Below are 16794 nucleotides of genomic sequence, written 5' to 3' on the forward strand. Positions count from 1 at the left end.
CCGGGGTTTCACTTGTTTACGAACACGCCGGAAACCTCGGACGCCTCAGAGATCGAGCTCCACGATCACCGGCGCATGGTCGCTGGGCCGTTCGTTCTTGCGCGTCGGCTTGTCGATGACGCAACGCCGGGCCAACGGTTTGAGCGCCTCGCTGATGAGGATGTGGTCGATGCGCAGGCCGCGGTTGCGGCGGAAGGCGAAGTCGCGGTAGTCCCACCACGAATAGCTCTTTTCCGGCTGCGGGAACAGCCGATGGGCATCGGCCAGCCCCAGGGCGACCAGCGCCCGCAGGTGGTAGCGCTCTTCTTCCGTGCAGTGGATGGTGTCCTTGAGCAGCACCGGGTCCCACACGTCGGCGTCGTCGAAGGTGATGTTGTAGTCGCCCATCAGCACCAGCTTCGGATGCGTGGCCAGCTCCTCGCGCACCCAGTCGCGCAACGCCTTGAGCCAGTGCATCTTGTAGTCGAACTTGTCGGTGCCGGGCGCCTGGCCATTGGGCATGTACGCGCCGATGACGCGCACGCCGTCGACGGTGGCGGTGATCACGCGCGCCAGTTCGTCGTCGAAGCCCGGGATGTTGCGCACCACGTCGGTGGCTTCGCTGCGCGTGAGCAGCGCCACGCCGTTGTAGGTCTTCTGGCCGTACCACTGCGCCCGGTAGCCGGCCTCGGCCAGCGCCGCGTGGGGAAACTTGTCGTCGGTGAGCTTGGTTTCCTGCAGGGCCAGCACATCCACCGGATGGGCGAGCAGCCAGTCGATCACCTGCGGCAGGCGGACAGCGAGGGAGTTGACGTTCCAGGTGGCGAGTTGCATGGGGATCTACCGTGGGTTGTGCATGTCGCGGGCGTGCTCAGCCCTGGGGCGACTGGAGGTTGGTCTGGATGCCGTACAGCGCGAGCATGCCCAGGACATGGCCGACGGCCACGCCCGGTTCTCCCGCCTCGATGCGGCCGATGGTCTGGACGTGCACGCCCAGGCGGGCGGCTGCGGCGGCCTGGCCTTCGCCGGCCTGCAGGCGGGCCTGCCGGGCCGCGGCGCCCATGGCCTGGATGGCCCGGACCGCGTCGTCGGGAAGGGTCGCGGAGACCCGCTTGCCTTGGCTCATGGCCGAACGTGGTGGCTACAGCCAGACGCCGTTGTGCGGCATCTGGATGGTGGTGGCCGGGGTGTCGCCGCCGAGCAGCGAGCCGATGGCAATGCTCAGGAGCGAGATGAAGATGCTGGCGAAGAACGCCGTCCAGAAGCCCGAGAGCTTGAAGCCGCGTACCAGCGCCGAGACCAGCAGCAGCACCAGCGCGTTGATGACCAGCAGGAAGATGCCGAAGGTCAGCAGCGTGAGCGGCAGGGTCAGCACGATCAGCAGCGGCTTGACGATGGCGTTGGCAAAACCGAGCAGCAGCGCGGACACCACCAGCGCGCCGGTGCTGCTGAACTTGAGCCCGCTGAAGATATGGCTGGCGATCCACAGCGAGAGCGCGGTGATGGCCCAGTGGACGAGGAAGGCGGTGAGGTTGGCGGACATGGCGGATGCGTGGCGGGGTGATGAGGTGGCACCGATCATATCGACCGGCGGGCTTCGGGCGCTGTCATCGAACCGCCATCGAAACGACACACCCCCGTCACCGCGCGCTTTCAGACTCCCTGCATGACATTTTCATGCACCAACAGGAGCCGACCGTGAAAGAGCTGCCCAACCCGACGTTCCCGCTGTCGCCGATCACGCCGGCCTCCCTGCTGCGTGGTGCCTTCACGCGCCGGGCTTACGTCGCCGCGGCGGCCGTGGTCGAGGCGCCGGTGCCGGCGGCTGAATCCGTTGCGCGGAATGCACCGCAGGGCATCGAGGTCGCCTGGGCCAAGCACCAGGACGAAATGCGCCAGGCCCAGCGCCTGCGCTACCAGGTCTTCGCTGGCGAGATGGGCGCGCGGCTGTCCACCAACGTGCCGGGCCACGACGTGGACCTGTTCGACGACTATTGCGAACACCTGCTGGTACGCGACGCCGCGACGCGCGAAGTGGTCGGCACCTACCGCGTGCTCACGCCGGTGCAGGCCCGGCGCGTGGGCAGCACCTACAGCGACACCGAATTCGACCTGACCCGGCTGCGCACGCTGCGCCCGCGCATGGTGGAGTTGGGCCGCAGCTGCGTGCATGCCGACTACCGCCAGGGCGGCGTGATCATGGCGCTGTGGGGCGCGCTGGCTGAATTCATGGTGCGCAACCAGCTCGACACCATGGTCGGCTGCGCCAGCATTCCGATGCTGCACAACGGCGTGGTCAGCGGAGACGCCGCAGCCAGCATCTGGCAGCAGCTCAAGCGCACGCACCTCGCGCCGATCGAGCACCACGTGTTGCCGCGGCTGCCGCTGCCCGTCGACCAGCTCGACGGCACGCTCGACATCGAGCCGCCGGCGCTGATCAAGGGCTACCTGCGCCTGGGCGCGAAGATCCTCGGCGCGCCGGCCTGGGACCCGGACTTCAACACCGCCGACCTTCCGATGCTCATGCGCATCGCCGACATGCCTTCGCGCTACCGCAAACACTTCCTCGGCCGCGGCCCACAAGGTCTGAACGGAGGTTGACATGCAGGCCACCTTCGATGCCACCGCCCCCTGGAGCAAGCTGTTGAACGGCGTTGCTGCCGGCACCGGGCCGGACATCGAAGCGGAGGAGAGCGCCGGCCCGCCGCGTTACCGCGCGATCTTCATCTCCGACCTGCACCTGGGTACAGCGGGCTGCCAGGCCGAGGCGCTGCTCGACTTCCTGAAACACCATCCGAGCCAGTCCCTGTACCTGGTCGGCGACATCATCGACGGCTGGCAGCTGCGCCGCAAGTGGTATTGGCCGCAGTCGCACAACGACGTGGTGCAGAAGCTGCTGCGCCGCGCGCGCAAGGGCTGCCGCGTGGTCTTCATCCCCGGCAACCACGACGAATTCGCGCGCGGTTTCCTCGGCCTGCATTTCGGCGGCATCGAGGTGCAGGACGAGATGGTGCACACCACGGCCGACGGCCGTCGCCTGTGGGTGGTGCACGGTGACGCCTTCGACGCGGTGATCCAGTGCGCCAAGTGGCTCGCCTATGTGGGCGACGGCCTCTACGAATTCACGCTCAAGCTCAACCGCCACCTGAACCGGCTGCGCAACCGCATGGGCCTGCCGTACTGGTCGCTGTCGGCCTATCTCAAGCTCAAGGTGAAGAAGGCGTTGAACTACGTCACCGATTTCGAAGAGGCCGTGGCCGCCGAGGCGCGCAAGCGCGGCCACCACGGCGTGGTCTGCGGCCACATCCACCGCGCCGAGATGCGCGAGATCGACGGCACGCTGTACTGCAACGACGGCGATTGGGTGGAAAGCCGCACGGCGCTGGTCGAGCATCTCGACGGCCGGCTCGAACTCGTGCAGTGGAACGGGCGCATCCGCCAGCCTTCGGCCGGGTCCCGCCCGCTGGAATCCACACCGGAAGAATTCACTCCGGAAGAGATGCCCGCATGAGGATCGCCCTCGTCACCGACGCCTGGCAGCCGCAGGTCAACGGCGTGGTCACCACTTTGGTGGAGCTGGTGCGCGAACTCGAGCTGGCCGGCCACCGCGTGGAGGTGATCCACCCCGGCCTGTTCCGCACCCGGCCGTGCCCGGGTTATGCCGGCATCGACATCGCCGTGCGCCCGCGCCGCGAAATGGCCCGCCGCCTGGACGCGCTGGAATTCGACGCGCTGCACATCGCCACCGAAGGTCCGCTCGGCTGGGCCGCGCGCGGCTATGCCATGCGCCACGGGCTGGCTTTCACCACCGCGTTCCACACGCGGTTCCCGGAAATCCTGCAGGCCGCGCTGAAGCTGCCGCTGGCCTGGGGCTATGCGCTGTTTCGCCGGTTCCACAAGGCCTCGTCGGGCGTGATGGTGCCCACGCTCGGCGTGCTGCAGATGCTGGAGCAGCGCGGCTTCCGGAATCTGCGGCGCTGGACGCACGGCGTCGACGCGCGGCTTTTCGCCTATGCCGAGACGGCACGCGGCTGCGCCTCGACCGGCACGCTGGCCCGGCCGGTGTCGCTGTATGTGGGCCGGGTGTCGTACGAGAAGAACGTCGAGGCCTTCCTCAAGCTCGACATCCCGGGCACGAAGATCGTCTGCGGCGTCGGGCCGCTGGAAGCCTCGCTCAAGGAGCGTTTTCCCGGCGTGCGGTGGATGGGCGTGCTGCCGCGCGACGAACTGGCCAGGGTCTATGCCAGCGCCGACGTGTTCGTCTTCCCCAGCCCGTCGGAAACCTTCGGCCTGGTGATGGCCGAGGCCATGGCCTGCGGCACGCCGGTGGCGGCCTATCCGGTGGACGGACCGTTCGAGGTGCTGGGTGCGCACGATGGCGCCGCGCGTGGCGGCGTGTTGCACGAGGACTTGCGCGAGGCCTTCTTCGGGGCCCTGGCCACGCCGCGCGCCGAGGCACGGGCGCGGGCGCTGCATTTCAGCTGGGAGGCATCGACGCGGCTGTTCGTGGGCCACCTGGTGCCGGCACGCAGCGCGGCGAAGCCGATGGTCCGGCCGCTCGGCCTGGCTCAGACCGGCGAATAGGCCAGACGCACGTAGATCGGCGCGAAGGCTTCGGCCTGGGTGATCTCGATCAGGGTTTCCTTGCCGAGTTCGAGCAGGGCGATGAAGGTCACCACCAGCACCGACATGCCCTTGGCCGGGTCGAACAATTCCTCGAACTCGACGAACTTGCGGCCCTGCAGCCGCTTGAGCACATAGCTCATGTGTTCGCGCACCGACAGCTCCTCGCGGCTGATCTTGTGGTGCTGCACGAGCCGCGCCCGCTTCAGGATGTCGGCCCAGGCCTGCTGCAGGTCGACCAGGTGCACGTCGGGGAAACGCGGCTGCAGCGATTGCTCGATGTAGACCTGGGCCTTGAGGAAGTCGCGGCCGTACTGCGGCAGGGCATTCAGGCGCGCCGCGGCGAGTTTCATCTGCTCGTATTCGAGCAGGCGGCGCACCAGCTCGGCACGCGGGTCCTCGGGCTCCTCGCCCTCGGCCACGGCCTTGGGCGGCAGCAGCATGCGCGACTTGATCTCGATCAGCATCGCGGCCATGAGCAGGTACTCGGCGGCGAGCTCCAGGTTGCGCGTGCGGATCTCCTCCACGTACACCAAGTACTGGCGCGTGAGGCCGGCCATCGGGATGTCGAGGATGTTGAAGTTCTGCTTGCGGATCAGGTAGAGCAGCAGATCGAGCGGGCCCTCGAAGGCCTCGAGGAACACTTCCAGCGCATCCGGCGGGATGTACAGGTCGTGCGGCATGGTGAACAGCGGCTCGCCGTACAGGCGCGCCAGGGCCACCTGGTCGACGACCTGGGGCGTGCCGCTGCCGCCCGGCTCCGGTGGCAGGGCCAGGGTGGCTGCGTGGTCCACGTTGTTGTTCAAGTTTGCTATCGAATCAGTAGCTGTCAGCGTCCGTAAATGCTGCGCTGGCAATGGATTCGATGATGAACGCGGGGTCTATTTGACCTGGGTCTGGTAGACGTAGGGCTGCTGTTCGACCTGGGCTTCGCGGTATTCGCGCCAGGCGGCGCGGTCCACGTTCTTGTCCCACAGCAGCGCGCGGCCGGCGCGTTGCTGGGCCTCCAGCTCGGGCTTCTGGGCCTTCAGCTGGTCGATGAACTGCGTGGTGTCGGACTGGTAATCGGGACGGCGAAATATGGACATAGACTTAACCTCTTTGCTTGATTTTACGGGGGAGCGATGGTTGCCAGTCGTTTGAAGAAAATTTGCTTGGGAACCTGTCTGGCGGCGCTGCTGCTTTCCGGCTGCGATCCGCAACGCATCGCCGAACTCGAGGAAGGCGTGGCCACCGAGGCCGACGTGCGCGCGAAGTTCGGCGAACCCGAGAAGATCTGGGACGCGCCCGGCGGCGGCCGCACCCTGGAATACAACCGCCAGCCCGCGGGCACGCAGAACTACATGATCACCATCGGCCCCGACGGCAAGATGAGCGCGCTGCGCCAGGTGCTCACGCCGGAGAATTTCGCCAAGGTGCAGCCCGGCATGATGATGGAGGACGTGCGCAAGATGCTCGGCAAGCCGATGAAGATCACCCCCTTCGCGCTGAAGAAGGAGGTCGACTACGACTGGCGCTACCGCCGCGACCAGCAGCAGCTGATCTTCACCGTCACCTTCGACAACGATTACCGCGTGCTGCGCACCGGCTCGGTACCCGATCCGCAGACCGACGGCGGAACCAACCGCTGACCCACCGCGAATTCACCGTCGGTCGGCGCCTACGTCTGGATGGGCCACACACCGGCCCGTGCGGCACATCGCCTTGTGCATCCTTGTATCACGGCCCGATTCGGGCAAGAACCGAAAGGATGCGAGATGGACAAAAAAGAAAATCCGCTGAACCAGCGCCGCGGCGACCATGATGGCCATCGCAACACCAACGCATACGGCAGTGCCAGCGGTGACGGCAACGGCGGCAACGAAGCGGGTGGCGGTTATGGCGACGACAACAGCGCGCACCAGTACGGCAGTGTGCTGCCATCGGAGCGGGCCGACGGTGCCGGCCGCGCCGACGGCAGCCCACCGGTTGGCCCCAGCGACAGCAGCGGCAGCGATTACAGCGCCCGCGGCGCCATTGGCAACGACCGCAGCTATGCGGCTGGCACCAGCGCACCGGTGAGCCGTGGCGATGTCGAAGACGCCGGTGGCGACGACCGCACCGGCAAGCCCCAACCCGCCAAGCCCTGAGGCCCTTTCAGCGCACGCGCATGCCCGGCTGCGCGCCAGGGAAGGGTTCGAGCACGTAGATGCCACCGTCCACCTTGTCGTCGCCATGGCTGCCCGCGAGCACCATGCCTTCGCTCACGCCGAACTTCATCTTGCGCGGCGCGAGGTTGGCCACCATCACCGTGAGCTTGCCGACGAGCTGTTCCGGCTTGTAGGCGCTGGCGATGCCGCTGAACACGTTGCGTTCGCGGCCTTCGCCCACGTCCAGCGTCAGGCGCAGCAGCTTCGTCGAGCCTTCCACGGGTTCGCAGTTCACGATCTTCGCAATGCGCAGGTCGATCTTCGCGAAGTCATCGATGGTGATCAGGGGTGCAATTTCTTCACCGCCTGGTGCTATTTTTTCCGTAGCTGCCAGCGCAGTCTCTGATTGCGTGGGAGCCTCAAATAATGCATCAAGCTGTTTGATGTCGACACGCTGCATCAGGTGCTTGTAGTCGCCGATCACATGGCCGGGGCGCAATGGCGTGACGGCGTCGCCGTCCTGCAGCGGCGCGATTTTCAGGAAGCTTTCGACTTCGGCCGCGAGCGCAGGCAGCACCGGCTTGAGGTACAGCGTGAGCAGGCGGAAGGCTTCGACGCAGGCCGAACACACGTCGTGCAGCCGTTCGCGCGCGTCTTCCTTCTTGGCGAGCTCCCAAGGCTTGTTGGCATCGACATAGGCGTTCACACGGTCGGCCAGTGCCATGACTTCACGCAGCGCACGGGCGGTGTCGCGCTGCTCGTAGTAGCGCTGAATCGACTCGGCCTCGAAGCGCAGTTCCTCGATCAGCGCGATGCCGTCTTCGGACACCGCGCCCAGCGCGCCGCCGAAGCGCTTGGCCAGGAAGCCCGCCGCGCGGCTGGCGATGTTGACATACTTGCCGATCAAGTCGCTGTTCACGCGCGCCATGAAGTCTTCGGCGTTGAAGTCGATGTCTTCGTTCCTGCCATTGAGCTTGGCGGCGATGTAGTAGCGCAGCCATTCCGGGTTCATGCCCAGGCTCAGGTACTTGAGCGGGTCCAGGCCGGTGCCGCGGCTCTTGCTCATCTTCTCCCCGTTGTTGACGGTGAGAAAGCCGTGCACGAACACCGAGTTCGGCGTCTTGCGGCCGCTGAAGTGCAGCATCGCCGGCCAGAACAGCGTGTGGAAGGTGACGATGTCCTTGCCGATGAAGTGGTACTGCTCCAGGTCCGGATTGGCCATGTAGGCGTCGAAGTCTTCACCGCGCTTGTCGAGCAGGTTCTTCAGCGAGGCGAGGTAGCCCACCGGCGCGTCGAGCCACACGTAGAAATACTTGCCCGGTGCGTCCGGGATCTCGATGCCGAAGTAGGGCGCGTCGCGGCTGATGTCCCAGTCGCCCAGGCCTTCGCTGGTGCTGCCGTCCGGGTTGGTGCGCACGGTGAACCATTCCTTGACCTTGTTGGCCACCTCGGGTTGCAGCCGGCCGTCCTGCGTCCACTTTTCCAGGAATTCCACGCAGCGTGGGTTCGACAGTTCGAAGAACAGGTGTTCCGAGCTCTTGAGTTCGGGCTTGGCACCTGAAAGGGCCGAGTACGGGTTGATCAGGTCGGTCGGCGCATAGACCTTGCCGCAGACCTCGCAGTTGTCGCCGTACTGGTCCTTGGCATGGCAGTTCGGGCACTCGCCCTTGATGAAGCGGTCGGGCAGGAACATGTTCTTCTCGGGGTCGAAGAACTGCTCGATGGTCTTGCTCGCGATCAGGCCCGCCGCCTTGAGCTCGCGGTAGATCTGCTGGGCCAGCTGGTGGTTTTCGGGCGCGTCGGTGCTGTGCCAGTTGTCGAAGGCGATGTGGAAACCTTCGAGGTAGGGCTTGCGGCCGGCGGCGATGTCGGCCACGAACTGCTGCGGCGTCTTGCCGGCTTTTTCGGCGGCGATCATGATCGGCGCGCCATGCGTGTCGTCCGCACCGACGAAGTTCACCAGGTTGCCCTGCATGCGCTGGTGCCGCACCCAGATATCGGCCTGGATGTATTCCATGATGTGGCCGATGTGGAAGTTGCCGTTGGCGTAGGGCAGGGCGGTGGTGACAAAGATTTGGCGTGGCATGGACTGCGGGCTTTCAAAACAGCCCCCGATTTTAGTCGGCCGTGCCGCGCCCGCCCAAACCCGCCAGGCTGGCGCGACGGCTACAGCGCGATGGCCGGCCAGCCGAAGAACGCGCAGATCTCGGCGCTCTGCCGGCAGGCATCGGCATGGCCCAGGGCCATCAGCTCGCGGGTGTAGTCGGCCTCGAACAGCAGGTAGCTGGCCAGCGCCGAGCCCTTGGCGTCGGCTTCCTGCGAGCCCATGCCGAGCCCCCTGAGCATGGCGCGCACCGCCGGCGGCAGGCTCTGGACGTGGCGGGCCGCCACCGCATCCAGCCGCTGCGAGGGCGCGATCACCAGCAGCTCGATCGGGCGCAGGGTGCTGAGGTGGCGCTGTTCGGCCGGGATCAGCGCCAGCGTCTGGTTGATGCGGCGCACGCGCTCCACGTCGACCGACAGCGCGTCCAGGAAGATGCTGGACAGCGCATGGCCCGCGATCTGCGCGAGCGACGGGTAGGTTTCGCTGCCCAGCGTGGGGGCCTCGCCCGGTGGCTCGTGCATGCGGCCCGCGCCGATCACCACGATGCGCTCGGCCCCGAAATGGATGGCTGGCGCAATGGGCGCGGACTGCCGCATCGAGCCGTCGCCGAAATACTCGGTGCCGCCCTGCATGGGCAGCGGCACGGCGGCGAACGCGAAGGGAATGGCCGACGAGGCCAGCAGGTGCGCGTGGGTGATGGGCGCGCGCACCGCCTGGCGCTGCGACCGTGTCCAAGGCTGGAGATCGGCGTCGCCGTCGAAGAAGGTCACGTGTTCGCCCGAGCTATAGCTCGAAGCGGTGACCGCCAGCGCATGCAGATGGCCCTGGCGCACCAGCTCGGGCAAGCGCTCCAGCGGCACCAGCTGCTTCAGCAGGTCGTGCAGCGGGCTGTTGTCGAGCAGCGAACGCGGGTGCACGCGGCGCCATTGCGCCAGCATCCAGCCCACCGACAACAGGCCCAGCCAGCGCGCCCCGGTGCGGGCGACGCCCAGCGAATCCGCGCGGTACACCTGGCCGGCGTGAAAGCCGCGCCAGACCTCGGCGATGCGGCGCACCGTGCCGTCGAAATCGTCGGCGCCGCAGGCCAGCGCCGCGGCATTGATGGCGCCGGCCGAGGTGCCGGCGATGATCGGAAACGGATTGCCCTGGTCGCTGGCGCCGCTGGCCCGGCGCAGATCCGCCAGCGCCTGCAGCACGCCGACCTGGTAGGCCGCGCGGGCGCCGCCGCCCGTGAGCAGCAACCCCGTGGACGGGGAGGCGACGGGCCGTTGGGCTTGCAATGGCGTTGTCATGCGCTTCGGAGGGCGATGGATGTCTCTTCTTTTGCTATTGAATATATAGCATTCCGCGGCAGTTCTGTGCGATGGCCCGACGGACGTCGGGGTCGGCAGGCCTTCGCTAGACTACAGGCCCCCAGGAGTAACCCCCAATGTCCGTGACCCAACAACTCGTCCTCGACGCGCTCGCCACCGTCGTCGATCCCCATACCGGCCTTGATTTCGTTTCCACCAAGGCCGTGCGCAACTTCCAGCTGGCGGGCGCCGACGTGGCATTCGACGTGGTGTTGGGCTACCCGGCCAAGAGCCGGATACCGGCCTTGCGCGAGGCGCTGGCCGCGGCCGCCCGCACCGTGCCAGGCGTGCGGAACGTGAGCGTGAACCTGTCCAGCGTGATCGTGCCGCATGCCGTGCAGCGCGGCGTGCAGTTGCTGCCCGGCGTGAAGAACATCGTGGCCGTCGCCTCCGGCAAGGGTGGCGTGGGCAAAAGCACCACCGCTGCCAACCTGGCGCTGGCACTGGCCGCCGAGGGGGCCAGCGTGGGCCTGCTCGACGCCGACATCTACGGCCCGAGCCAGCCGATGATGATGGGCATCACCGGCCGGCCCGACAGCGTCGACGGCAAGACCATGGAGCCGATGGTCAACCACGGCGTACAGGTGATGTCGATCGGCTTCCTGGTGGCGCAGGACGAGGCCATGATCTGGCGCGGCCCGATGGCCACCCAGGCGCTGGAACAGCTGCTGCGCCAGACCAACTGGAAGGACCTGGACTACCTCATCGTCGACCTGCCGCCGGGCACCGGCGACATCCAGCTCACGCTGTCCCAGCGCGTGCCGATGACGGGCGCGGTGATCGTCACCACGCCGCAGGATATCGCGCTGCTCGACGCCAAGAAGGCCATCAAGATGTTCGAGAAGGTCGGCGTGCCGATCCTCGGCATCGTCGAGAACATGGCGGTGCACGTGTGTTCGAACTGCGGCCATGTGGAGCACATCTTCGGCGCCGACGGTGGCAGGAAGATGGCGGCCGACTACCAGATGGACTACCTCGGCGCGCTGCCGCTGGACATCCGCATCCGCGAGCAGGCCGACACCGGCAATCCCACCGTGGCGGCCGATCCGGACGGCGAGGTGGCCGCGCTGTACAAGGCCGTGGCGCGCCAGGTGGCGGTGTCGATCGCGGGGAAGAACAAGGACTTTTCTTCCAAGTTCCCGACCATTTCCATCAGTAAAAACACTTGAACGTCCTCGCCTCCATGCGTTATTTGGTGGCGCTCAACGAGCACCGCCACTTCGGCCGCGCGGCCCAGGCCTGCCACATCACGCAGCCGGCGCTGTCGAACGCGTTGCGCGCGCTGGAAGGCGAATTCGGCGTGCTGATCGTGAAGCGTGGCCGCACCTTCGCCGGGCTCACGGCCGAGGGGGAGGCCGTGTTCGCCACCGCGCAGCGCATGCTGCACGAGCAGGAACTGTTGCGCCAGCGGCTGCACAACGAAGCCACGCAGCCCAGCGGGCGGCTGCGGCTGGCCGCAGTGCCGACCGCCATGCCGATCCTCTCGCGTTTCGCCATCGCGCTGCAGCTGCGCCATCCGGGCATCATGCCCACGGTGATCTCGCTGAGCTCGCTCGAGATCGAGACCGCTCTCGACAGCATGTCGCTCGACCTGGCCCTGGGCTACACCGACCGCACCCGCGTACGCAACGTGAGCCTGGCCGTCTGGCCACAATGCACGGAGCGCTACTACCTGGTGCAGCGCACTTCCGGTCCCGGCGAGGAGCCCGGTGCAGAGCCGGCCTGGCGGCTCGGCGCGCCGATGTCCTGGGCCGAGGCGGGCGCCTTGCCGTTGTGCCTGCTCACGCCCGACATGCACAACCGCGCCATCGTCGACCAGGCCTTCGAGGCCGCGGGCGTGCTGGTCACGCCGGCCATGGAGACCAACTCGATCCACACCCTGGCGCGCAGCGTGGGCGCCGGCGCGCTGGCCAGCGTGTTGCCCGGCGCGGCGCTTGAGCTGTTGCGCCACGACGCCGCCTTCGAGGCCCGGCCGCTGGTCGAGCCGCTGCTGCAGACGCCGCTGGGCTTCATGACGCACAACAGCGACCGCGTGTCGCGTGCGCTGCAGGCCGCCATCGCGCTGATGCAGGACGAAACCTGGCTGCAGCAATTGCCGCCGATGACCGAGTTCCCGCTGCCGAACTGACCTCGCCCAGGGTTTCCCCTTCATTTTTTTCCTGAATTGCACCATGTGCCGATCCAATTGGATCGACGGGGTTACGAAAAGTACACTCCGCGGCTTCGTTTGCGGATGACGGCGATCTCCGGCACCGCAACGTTGTCAACCCCAACTTTGAGGAGCCTTATGGCCGGACCATCTTCGGACACCTTCCAAACCGCCACACTGCCAGCGGGCGGCCCTGCCAGCCCATCGGCGATGCCCGGCTGGCTGGAGAAGGAGCGCATCATCGCCGGCGCCGGCTTCAACCGCTGGCTGGTGCCACCGGCCGCGCTCGCCATCCACCTGTGCATCGGCATGGCCTATGGCTTCTCGGTGTTCTGGCTGCCGCTGTCCAAGATGCTGGCCACGGCCGGCACCGGGGCCCAGGCCTGCGCCAAGGACATGAGTTTCTTCGCCGAACTGTTCGCCACCGACTGCGACTGGCGCATCGCCACGCTCGGCTGGATGTACACGCTGTTCTTCGTGTTCCTCGGCTGCTCGGCGGCCATCTGGGGCGGCTGGCTCGAACGCGTGGGCCCGCGCAAGGCCGGCGTCGTCAGCGCCCTGTGCTGGTGTGGCGGCATGCTGCTGTCGGCGCTGGGCATCCACCTGCATCAGTTCTGGCTGATGATCCTCGGCTCGGGCGTGATCGGCGGCATCGGCCTGGGGCTGGGCTACATCTCGCCGGTGTCCACGCTGATCAAGTGGTTCCCCGATCGGCGCGGCATGGCCACCGGCATGGCCATCATGGGCTTCGGCGGCGGCGCGATGATCGGCTCGCCGCTCGCCGTGGAGCTGATGAAGTCTTTCGCCACGCCCACCAGCGCCGGCGTGCTGCAGACCTTCGTCGTCATGGCGCTGGTCTACTTCGTGTTCATGATGGCCGGCGCACTCGGCTACCGCGTGCCGGCCACGGGCTGGAAGCCCGCCGGCTGGACGCCGCCGCCGCCCACCGCCAACACGATGATCACGCAGCGCCATGTGCACGTGAAGAAGGTCTGGGGCATCCCGCAGTTCTGGCTGCTGTGGACCGTGTTGTGCATGAACGTGAGCGCCGGCATCGGCGTGATCGGCATGTCTTCGCCCATGCTGCAGGAAGTGTTCGGCGGCGCCCTCATCGGCGTGCCGCAGAAGTTCGCCGAACTCGACAAGGCGCAGCTCGCGGCCATCGCGGCCGTGGCCGGCGGCTTCACCGCGCTCTTGAGCCTGTTCAACATCGGTGGCCGCTTCGTCTGGGCCAGCCTGTCCGACAAGCTGGGCCGCAAGATGACGTATTGCGTGTTCTTCGTGCTCGGCGGCCTGCTGTACTTCAGCATCCCGTCAAGTGCGGGCGCGGGCAGCAAGCTGGCCTTCGTCGGCGCCTTCTGCATCATCCTGTCGATGTACGGTGGCGGCTTCGCCACCATCCCGGCCTACCTGGCCGATCTGTTCGGCACGCAATTCGTCGGCGCCATCCACGGCCGCCTGCTCACCGCCTGGGCCACGGCCGGCATCCTCGGCCCGGTGGTGGTGAACTACATGCGCGAATACCAGCTCGGCCTGGGCATCCCGCGCGAACAGGTCTACAACCAGACCATGTACATCCTGGTCGGCATGCTGGTGATCGGCCTCGTCGCCAACCTGCTGGTGCGTCCGCTGGCGGACAAACACTTCATGACGGACGCCGAACTCGCGGTGGAGAAGAAACTGGCGCATGAAAAGGCATCGGCTTCCGAGGTCGGCAGCGGCCGCGGCAACGCCGACGCGGTGAGCCCGTTGACGGTGGCGCTGGCCTGGGCCGCGGTGGGCATTCCGCTGGCCTGGGGCGTCTACAAGACGCTGGTGAGCGCGGCCAAGTTCTTCAACTGAGGGAGGGTGCGCTCCCGGTACCGGCCTTCGGTGACGGCGAGGGCGCAGAGGCACAACGTCATCAGCGTCTCGCGCAACCAGCTATGGGCCGGCTCCGCAGCGAGCCATTCTTCGGGCAAGGGCAGCGTGGCCAACAACGTCAATTGAGGCCATGAAGTCTACCGAGGCACGACGGAGCACCATGCCCACCCGGATTCCTCATTTCCAAATTGAATCGCCGCATGTCCCGATTCAATTTGACCTGGATCAAGCCGCATCCAATACTGCCGCATGCAAGAACAAAAGATCGAGCTCTACAAGGGCCCCGCGGGCGGCTGGGGGGCGTTGCGCAGCGTCACCAACGCGCTGTTGAAACAAGACATTGCGCTCAAGGGCGCGAAGACGCTGCTGTCGGCGAACCAGCCCGACGGCTTCGACTGCCCGGGCTGCGCCTGGCCCGACCGCAACCACGCCTCCACCTTCGAGTTCTGCGAGAACGGCGTGAAGGCCGTGGCAGCCGAGGCTACCGCGCGGCGCGCCGGCCCTGAACTTTTCGACCGGTACACCGTTGCCGAACTCGCGAAGCAAAGCGACTTCTGGCTCGAAGACCAAGGGCGGCTGACGCATCCCATGGTGTATGACGCGGCCAGCGACAAATACGTGCCGATCGCGTGGGACGACGCCTTCGCCCTCATCGCCCGGCATCTGAACACCTTGCCCGATCCGAACCAGGCCGTGTTCTACACCTCGGGCCGGGCCAGCAACGAGGCGGCCTTCCTGTACCAGTTGTTCGTGCGCGAATACGGCACCAACAATTTTCCCGATTGCTCCAACATGTGCCACGAGCCCAGCGGCAGCGGCATGCGGCCGCAGATCGGCGTGGGCAAGGGCACGGTGACGCTGCACGACTTCGAACTGGCCGACGCCATCTTCATCTTCGGCCAGAACCCCGGCACCAACCACCCGCGCATGCTTGGCGAACTGCGGCAGGCGCACAAGCGCGGCGCGAAGATCGTGAGCTTCAACCCGCTGCGTGAACGCGGGCTGGAGCGCTTCGCCGATCCGCAGGACAAGCTCGAGATGGCCACCCTCAGTTCAACCGAGATCAGCACGCACTACTACCAACTGCGCGTGGGCGGCGACCTGGCCGCGGTCAAGGGCATGATGAAGCATGTGATCGAGCGCGAGGACCGCGGCGACCAGGTGCTCGACCTCGGCTTCATCGCCGAACACACGACCGGCTTCGCCGAACTCGCCGCCGATCTGCGTGCCGAGTCCTGGACCTTGCTGGAGGAGGAATCGGGCCTGAGCGAGGCGCAGATCCGCGCCGCCGCCGACGTGTACTGCAATGCCGAACGCACCATCCTGTGCTGGGGCATGGGCATCACCCAGCACCGCGACTCGGTGGCCACCATCCAGATGCTGGTGAACCTGCTGATGCTGCGCGGCAACATCGGCCGGCCCGGCGCCGGCCCCTGCCCGGTGCGCGGCCACAGCAATGTGCAGGGCGATCGCACCATGGGCATCTGGGAGAAGCCGCCGGCGGCCTTCCTGGACCGGCTGGGCGAGGTGTTCGGTTTCGCGCCGCCGCGCGAGAACGGCTGGGACACGGTAGAGTCGATCCAGGCCATGCTGGAAGGCAAGGGCAAGGTCTTTTTCGCGCTCGGTGGCAACTTCGCCGCGGCCACGCCCGACACCTACGAGACCTGGAAGGCGCTGCGCCAGTGTGACCTGACGGTGCACGTCACGACCAAGCTCAACCGCAGCCATATCGTGCATGGCCGCGAGGCGCTGATCCTGCCCTGTCTGGGCCGCACCGAGATCGACGTGCAGGCCGCCGGCCCGCAGGGCGTGACGGTGGAGGACTCGATGAGCATGGTGCACATTTCCTCGGGCATCAACCCGCCGGCGTCCGAAGACCTGCTGTCCGAGCCGGCCATCGTCGCCCGGCTGGCCGCGGCCACGATCGGTCATCGCTCGAAGACGCCGTGGCTCTGGCTCATCGAGGACTACAGCCGCATCCGCGACAAGATCGAGGCGGTGTTCGACGACTTCAAGGACTTCAACCAGCGCGTGGCCGTGCCGGGCGGGTTTCGCCTGCGCAATACCGCGAGCGAGCGCGAATGGAATACCGCATCGAAGAAGGCCGGCTTCTTCACGCATGCCGTGCCGCGCGACACACCGTCGCACAAGGCCCGCGAACAGGTGCGATCGCGCGGGCTCGACACCACCGTGTTCACGCTGCTCACCACGCGTTCGCACGACCAGTACAACACCACCATCTACGGCCACGACGACCGCTACCGCGGCGTGTTCGGGCAGCGCCGTGTGGTCTTCATCAACGCCGCCGACATCAAGCAACTCGGCTTGAAGGATGGCGATTGGGTCGACATCAAGACGGTGTGGGACGATGGCCAGCAGCGGCGTGCCGACAAGTTCAAGCTGGTGGCGTACAACATCCCGCGCGGCGACATCGCGGCTTATTACCCGGAGACGAATCCGCTCGTGCCGTTGTCGTCCGTCGCGCTGAACGCCGGCACGCCGACCTCGAAATCGATCCCCGTGGTACTGGTGCCGCATGCTGCCGATGTGGACGCGGGCGCTGCCCTGAAGGCAGACGCCGGCGTGGCTTGAGCC

16 protein-coding genes are annotated in these 16794 nt (G+C 66.8%); 9 read left to right on the top strand and 7 right to left on the bottom strand.

The window, feature by feature from the left end; translation table 11 throughout:
• Positions 1 to 45: 45 nt before the first annotated feature.
• The 3 genes from xth to RD110_RS07625 are packed head-to-tail and all read right to left on the bottom strand — an operon-like array spanning position 46 to position 1522.
• Positions 46 to 813: an exodeoxyribonuclease III gene (xth, locus tag RD110_RS07615; protein WP_076198203.1), complete on the bottom strand. Its 768-nt coding sequence runs from the start codon at positions 811 to 813 to the stop codon at positions 46 to 48.
• A gap of 37 nt (positions 814 to 850) precedes the next feature.
• A complete protein-coding gene (locus tag RD110_RS07620; protein ID WP_076198205.1) occupies positions 851 to 1105 on the bottom strand; it encodes a helix-turn-helix domain-containing protein in 255 nt (84 codons plus the stop codon).
• Positions 1106 to 1120: 15 nt separating this feature from the next.
• The gene (locus tag RD110_RS07625) at positions 1121 to 1522 is read right to left on the bottom strand and encodes a phage holin family protein (RefSeq protein ID WP_076198207.1); all 402 of its coding nucleotides are present in this window, start codon (positions 1520 to 1522) and stop codon (positions 1121 to 1123) included.
• A 155-nt stretch (positions 1523 to 1677) separates the two neighbouring features.
• On the opposite strand from RD110_RS07625, the gene RD110_RS07630 reads away from it, so the two are divergent.
• From RD110_RS07630 to RD110_RS07640, 3 genes are read left to right on the top strand one after another with little or no spacing between them, the layout of a single operon-like run.
• Positions 1678 to 2580 carry a GNAT family N-acetyltransferase gene (locus tag RD110_RS07630; RefSeq protein WP_076204587.1) on the top strand — a complete coding sequence of 301 codons (903 nt, stop codon included), beginning with the start codon at positions 1678 to 1680 and terminating at the stop codon, positions 2578 to 2580.
• A gap of 1 nt (position 2581) precedes the next feature.
• On the top strand, positions 2582 to 3490 hold the full coding sequence (locus RD110_RS07635; protein ID WP_076198209.1) for a UDP-2,3-diacylglucosamine diphosphatase: 909 nt from the start codon (positions 2582 to 2584) through the stop codon (positions 3488 to 3490).
• The gene (locus RD110_RS07640; protein WP_076198211.1) at positions 3487 to 4563 is read left to right on the top strand and encodes a glycosyltransferase family 4 protein; all 1077 of its coding nucleotides are present in this window, start codon (positions 3487 to 3489) and stop codon (positions 4561 to 4563) included. The genes RD110_RS07635 and RD110_RS07640 overlap by 4 nt, the downstream gene beginning before the upstream one ends.
• Here RD110_RS07640 and RD110_RS07645 read toward each other — a convergent pair.
• Together RD110_RS07645 and RD110_RS07650 are read right to left on the bottom strand one after the other, a co-directional pair.
• Entirely contained in the window at positions 4548 to 5396 is an 849-nt protein-coding gene (locus RD110_RS07645; RefSeq protein WP_076204590.1) for a segregation and condensation protein A, read from the bottom strand. The two genes, RD110_RS07640 and RD110_RS07645, sit on opposite strands and share 16 nt — an antisense overlap.
• An 87-nt stretch (positions 5397 to 5483) precedes the next feature.
• Positions 5484 to 5690: a DUF3460 family protein gene (locus tag RD110_RS07650; protein ID WP_076198213.1), complete on the bottom strand. Its 207-nt coding sequence runs from the start codon at positions 5688 to 5690 to the stop codon at positions 5484 to 5486.
• Positions 5691 to 5726: 36 nt separating this feature from the next.
• On the opposite strand from RD110_RS07650, the gene bamE reads away from it, so the two are divergent.
• Positions 5727 to 6233: an outer membrane protein assembly factor BamE domain-containing protein gene (bamE, locus tag RD110_RS07655; protein WP_076198214.1), complete on the top strand. Its 507-nt coding sequence runs from the start codon at positions 5727 to 5729 to the stop codon at positions 6231 to 6233.
• A 126-nt stretch (positions 6234 to 6359) separates the two neighbouring features.
• On the top strand, positions 6360 to 6731 hold the full coding sequence (locus RD110_RS07660; RefSeq protein ID WP_076198216.1) for a hypothetical protein: 372 nt from the start codon (positions 6360 to 6362) through the stop codon (positions 6729 to 6731).
• 7 nt (positions 6732 to 6738) lie between these two features.
• On the opposite strand, the gene metG is transcribed toward RD110_RS07660, so the two are convergent.
• Both metG and RD110_RS07670 read right to left on the bottom strand, forming a co-directional pair.
• Positions 6739 to 8817: a methionine--tRNA ligase gene (metG, locus tag RD110_RS07665; protein WP_076198218.1), complete on the bottom strand. Its 2079-nt coding sequence runs from the start codon at positions 8815 to 8817 to the stop codon at positions 6739 to 6741.
• Between the two features lie 80 nt (positions 8818 to 8897).
• Complete coding sequence (locus RD110_RS07670) at positions 8898 to 10127, bottom strand: patatin-like phospholipase family protein (protein WP_076198220.1); 1230 nt, start codon at positions 10125 to 10127, stop codon at positions 8898 to 8900.
• A gap of 137 nt (positions 10128 to 10264) precedes the next feature.
• Here RD110_RS07670 and apbC point away from each other — a divergent pair, with 137 nt between their 5' ends.
• From apbC to RD110_RS07690, 4 genes are all read left to right on the top strand, one after another.
• Positions 10265 to 11356 carry an iron-sulfur cluster carrier protein ApbC gene (apbC, locus tag RD110_RS07675; RefSeq protein ID WP_076198222.1) on the top strand — a complete coding sequence of 364 codons (1092 nt, stop codon included), beginning with the start codon at positions 10265 to 10267 and terminating at the stop codon, positions 11354 to 11356.
• Positions 11353 to 12315, top strand: a complete 963-nt coding sequence (locus RD110_RS07680) for a LysR substrate-binding domain-containing protein (RefSeq protein WP_076198224.1) — start codon at positions 11353 to 11355, stop codon at positions 12313 to 12315. The genes apbC and RD110_RS07680 overlap by 4 nt, the downstream gene beginning before the upstream one ends.
• A gap of 231 nt (positions 12316 to 12546) precedes the next feature.
• Positions 12547 to 14178: an OFA family MFS transporter gene (locus RD110_RS07685; RefSeq protein WP_083686142.1), complete on the top strand. Its 1632-nt coding sequence runs from the start codon at positions 12547 to 12549 to the stop codon at positions 14176 to 14178.
• A gap of 270 nt (positions 14179 to 14448) precedes the next feature.
• Positions 14449 to 16791 carry an FdhF/YdeP family oxidoreductase gene (locus tag RD110_RS07690; protein ID WP_076198226.1) on the top strand — a complete coding sequence of 781 codons (2343 nt, stop codon included), beginning with the start codon at positions 14449 to 14451 and terminating at the stop codon, positions 16789 to 16791.
• Positions 16792 to 16794 lie beyond the last annotated feature (3 nt).

Origin of the sequence: Rhodoferax koreense, from assembly GCF_001955695.1 — a bacterium.
GTDB classification, from domain to species: Bacteria; Pseudomonadota; Gammaproteobacteria; order Burkholderiales; family Burkholderiaceae_C; genus Rhodoferax_B; species Rhodoferax_B koreensis.

Excerpts from the sequence above, each read along its gene's own strand:
- xth (WP_076198203.1), bottom strand. The coding sequence starts at position 813 with ATGCAACTCGCCACCTGGAACGTCAACTCCCTCGCTGTCCGCCTGCCG.
- RD110_RS07660 (WP_076198216.1), top strand. The coding sequence starts at position 6,360 with ATGGACAAAAAAGAAAATCCGCTGAACCAGCGCCGCGGCGACCATGAT.
- RD110_RS07625 (WP_076198207.1), bottom strand. The coding sequence starts at position 1,522 with ATGTCCGCCAACCTCACCGCCTTCCTCGTCCACTGGGCCATCACCGCG.
- RD110_RS07620 (WP_076198205.1), bottom strand. The coding sequence starts at position 1,105 with ATGAGCCAAGGCAAGCGGGTCTCCGCGACCCTTCCCGACGACGCGGTC.
- bamE (WP_076198214.1), top strand. The coding sequence starts at position 5,727 with ATGGTTGCCAGTCGTTTGAAGAAAATTTGCTTGGGAACCTGTCTGGCG.
- metG (WP_076198218.1), bottom strand. The coding sequence starts at position 8,817 with ATGCCACGCCAAATCTTTGTCACCACCGCCCTGCCCTACGCCAACGGC.
- apbC (WP_076198222.1), top strand. The coding sequence starts at position 10,265 with ATGTCCGTGACCCAACAACTCGTCCTCGACGCGCTCGCCACCGTCGTC.
- RD110_RS07650 (WP_076198213.1), bottom strand. The coding sequence starts at position 5,690 with ATGTCCATATTTCGCCGTCCCGATTACCAGTCCGACACCACGCAGTTC.
- RD110_RS07670 (WP_076198220.1), bottom strand. The coding sequence starts at position 10,127 with ATGACAACGCCATTGCAAGCCCAACGGCCCGTCGCCTCCCCGTCCACG.
- RD110_RS07635 (WP_076198209.1), top strand. The coding sequence starts at position 2,582 with ATGCAGGCCACCTTCGATGCCACCGCCCCCTGGAGCAAGCTGTTGAAC.
- RD110_RS07640 (WP_076198211.1), top strand. The coding sequence starts at position 3,487 with ATGAGGATCGCCCTCGTCACCGACGCCTGGCAGCCGCAGGTCAACGGC.
- RD110_RS07690 (WP_076198226.1), top strand. The coding sequence starts at position 14,449 with ATGCAAGAACAAAAGATCGAGCTCTACAAGGGCCCCGCGGGCGGCTGG.
- RD110_RS07685 (WP_083686142.1), top strand. The coding sequence starts at position 12,547 with ATGCCCGGCTGGCTGGAGAAGGAGCGCATCATCGCCGGCGCCGGCTTC.